The organism is Protofrankia sp. Cr1, from assembly GCF_963555865.1.
Classification (GTDB): domain Bacteria; phylum Actinomycetota; class Actinomycetes; order Frankiales; family Frankiaceae; genus Protofrankia.
The window spans coordinates 1-3,368 of sequence record NZ_CAUVXO010000550.1 but is presented as its reverse complement, the minus strand read 5'-3'; the positions used below and the strand labels follow the sequence as shown (position 1 = coordinate 3,368).

Genomic DNA, 3,368 nt, shown 5'->3' with positions numbered 1-3,368 from the left:
TAGCCAGTCGGGCCACCCGAGGGTGTGCACGAGATCAGCGGGGATGCCGTGCAGATCCGCGATCGCGAGCTGGGCGGCGATCTCCGGTGAGACAGTGCCGGACTCCCAGCGACTGATCTTCTCTCGGCGGGTGGCCATGTGTCCGTATCCCAGAGCTTCATGGTGGGCCGCGACACGACGCAGGTAGGCGGGCGCGGACAGGCCGGTCTGCGCCCGCAGGGCCGTTAACGGATGTCCGATGCTCATGGATGTCGATCAGCACTCCCGACGCCCTGAAATGGTCGATGCACGTCACCGTACCGACCGCTCAGGCGAGCCGGGCGCGGTAGGCAACGCCAAGCAACACGAGGGTGCTGGCGTAGACCGGGACTGATCGACAATTCTTCGAGTTCCACCGGGACATTCAGGTGGACCTCCGGATGTGAATGCCTCCCGGGTCCTCCCGTGCGATGTCCAGGTCCACTGCGCCGGTGAGGAGATTACGTTGGCCATATCTACGGCATCGCCATCGACGGGTCCCACCCGTCCCGGCCCTGGGCCGACCACGATGAAGGAACAGACGTTACAGAGACTTGCGCGTGCCCATATGTGGTATCCGTGGAGCCCCACGCGTGCGGACGGGAGTGACCGTCTTGTCATTGTGGCCGGAGAAGGCTGCGACGTGGTGGATATTCACGGGTGCCGCTATCTCGACGCCAAGAGCTGTCAGCTCAATGCGTCCGTCGGATACGGACATCCTCGGGTCGTGGCAGCGATCACGGCACAGATCGCTACCTTGATGACCTACGATCTTGTCGATGGTGTGACCGAGCCGGCAGTTCGGCTGGCGGCGAGGATCGCCGGAGTCACCGATGGTCTGCTATCCCGAACGTTTTTTTGCGGATCGGGCTCGGAAGCGACCGAGACGGCCGTGAAAATGGCACGGATGTTCCATGCGTTGCAGGGCGAACCGGAAAGGCGGTGGGTGCTGTCCCTGGCGGACGGGTATCACGGTGCGACGCTGGCGGCGCTGAGCCTGACCGACATGCCCATGATCCGGACGGGCAATAATCCCATTCCGGAGGGGTTCGCGTCGGTTCCCACGCCGCGCTGTGGTGATTGTGCGAACCGAACGCGGCATCAGCACTGCCGAATACCGGGGCCGGAGAGCCTCGCGGAGACGATCGAGACGATCGGAGCCGGGCGGGTTGCCGCATTCATCATGGAGCCGGTGCTGGGCGTCGGTGGGCTCGTTATTCCACCGGCCGGCTATCTGGAAGCCGTCCGGGAGATCTGCGACGAATTCGGGGTCTTGCTGATCTTCGACGAGGTGATGACCGGGTTCGGTCGGACGGGCCGCTGGTTCGCCCACCAACATGCCGGCATCATCCCGGACATTCTCACCAGCGGCAAAGGGCTCACCGGCGGTTATCTGCCGCTGGCGGCGGTGACGACCCGACCAGAGATCTATGACGTCTTTGCCGGTGATGCACTGCTGGGTGGGTTCCGTCACGGGCACACGATGGCCGGGCATGCGACCGCGTGCACGGCCGGGTTGGCGGTCCTCGACATCGTGGACTCCGACGGGCTGGTGAACCGGTCGGCTCGGCTGGGCGCGGACCTGCTGACGGCGCTGACGCCGCTGCGCCGGCAGCGGTGGGTGCACGATGTGCGCGGTGTCGGCCTGTTGATCGGTATCGAGGTCGACACCGTGGACCGAGCGGTTGCGCTGTCCCGCGCGGCACGCGACGCCGGGGTCCTCCTCCGCCAGCAGGGACCGGTTCTCACGGTTGCCCCACCGCTGATCGTCACCGAGTCGCAAGCTGCCCGGATCGCTGCGGTGCTCGCCTCCTGTGTCGCCGAGTTGGAGACCCGGCGGTGACCGGCGGAGGGCCGCTGACGGTCGTCGTGCCGTGCGCGGGTCACGGTACCCGGCTGGGTGTGCCGTTCCCGAAGGAACTGCTGCCGGTGGCCGCCGGACGCGTGCTGCTGGACGGGGTGTTCGAGCTCCTGGCCGTCCATCGCGACTCGGTCCGAGTAGTACTGGTCGTCGGCGCCGACCGCCATGCCACCGTCGCCTACGTCACCGGCCGATATCCCGACTGGCCCGTCGCGTTCGTCCCGCAGGCCCCGAACACCCACGAGATGCTCGGCGCGGTCCGCTCGGCCCTGCCGTGGTGTCACGGGCGGGTGCTGGTGCTGCTCCCGGACCAGTGGCTGACCGCACCACCCGCGGACGATCCGGTGACCGCGACCATGACGGTCCTGGCGGACGCCCCCGCGTGTTTCCTGGCCGCACCCGAGACCAATCCGGCCCGGATCGCCGTCGATGGCGCGTTACGGATCGAACGGCCTGGTGACGGCATGGACGGCCCGTGGCGGGTGATGGCATTGGCGGACAAGCCCGGCCACGGCCGGACCGCAGGTTTCAACGCGGTCTGGTTCGGCGTCGCCTTCACCATGGCCGCGGCAGCGGGGGCTGTGGAGCAGATGGAGCGGGCGGTCGCCGGCGACCTGACCGGCCGGGTATGGCAGGACGGGCCGCTGGCGGGCTGTCCGGTCGTGCTGGTGCCGTCGTTCGTCGACCTGGGGACCTGGCCGGCGCTGACCGCCTACTGGGCCACGGCAGGACAGCACCGATGAACGTTGTGATCTTTTCGGGGCCGTATCCGGTCGGCGAACAGATGGGCGGGGTGGGTTTGCGACTGTGGGAGTTGGCGCAGACGGTGGCCGGCGCCGGGGTGGGCGTCGCCCTGGTGACCCCGACCGGCTGCGACCTGACCTGTCCGGGTGTCGAGGCGATGGTCTTCGCCGAGGAGCGCTGGCCCGATCTCATCGACGCCGCGGACGCAGTGGTGACCACCGATTTACCCGACAGCCGGCTCCTGCTGTATGCGCACGCCGCCGGCCGACTGCTGGTCACCGAAAACGCCGTCCCGATCGAACATCTGGGCTACGACGGGGTCCGGCGTGCCTGCGATCCGGACGAGGCCTACGCCGACCTGCGGGACCGCTACCTGCTCCAGACCTGGCTAAGTGATCACTTCCTGGTTCGCTCGCCGGTGGAACGGGCAACAACCATCGCGGTCCTCGCCGCGGCGGGCCGCCTCGGCTATCTCCACTACATCACCGGACCGACACTGCCCGATCTGATCAGCCTGCTGCCGGTCGGATTCACCGACGACGCGGCGGCCCGCGCGGACCGTGCGCGGGTGACGGTGGAGGAGACCGAGCTGGTCTGGAGCGGCGGGATCTGGGAGTACTTCGACGCCGGGGTGCTCCTACACGCGCTGGTGCTGCTCCGCGATGGCGGAACGACCGTCCGCGTGCGGTTCTGCTACCCACCGCCGCCGGGTCAGCGGCTCGGTGAAGCCAGCCGGCTGCTGCGG

At 68.1% G+C, this 3,368-nt stretch carries 3 protein-coding genes and 1 pseudogene; 3 read left to right on the top strand and 1 reads right to left on the bottom strand.

The window, feature by feature from the left end; translation table 11 throughout:
• Positions 1–246: pseudogene (locus U9980_RS25605) on the bottom strand (transcriptional regulator); the annotation flags it as partial.
• Positions 247–547: 301 nt separating this feature from the next.
• Here U9980_RS25605 and U9980_RS25600 point away from each other — a divergent pair.
• The 3 genes from U9980_RS25600 to U9980_RS25590 all read left to right on the top strand — a co-directional run.
• Positions 548–1,861, top strand: coding sequence for an aspartate aminotransferase family protein (locus U9980_RS25600; RefSeq protein ID WP_322770272.1), 1,314 nt, complete (start codon positions 548–550; stop codon positions 1,859–1,861).
• A complete protein-coding gene (locus U9980_RS25595; protein ID WP_322770271.1) occupies positions 1,858–2,622 on the top strand; it encodes an NTP transferase domain-containing protein in 765 nt (254 codons plus the stop codon). The genes U9980_RS25600 and U9980_RS25595 overlap by 4 nt, the downstream gene beginning before the upstream one ends.
• On the top strand, positions 2,619–3,368 hold a 750-nt coding region (locus U9980_RS25590; protein WP_322770270.1), incomplete at its 3' end, for a hypothetical protein. The genes U9980_RS25595 and U9980_RS25590, both read left to right, overlap by 4 nt.

Coding starts and splice junctions, on each gene's coding strand:
- U9980_RS25600 (WP_322770272.1), top strand. CDS start 548: ATGAAGGAACAGACGTTACAGAGACTTGCGCGTGCCCATATGTGGTAT.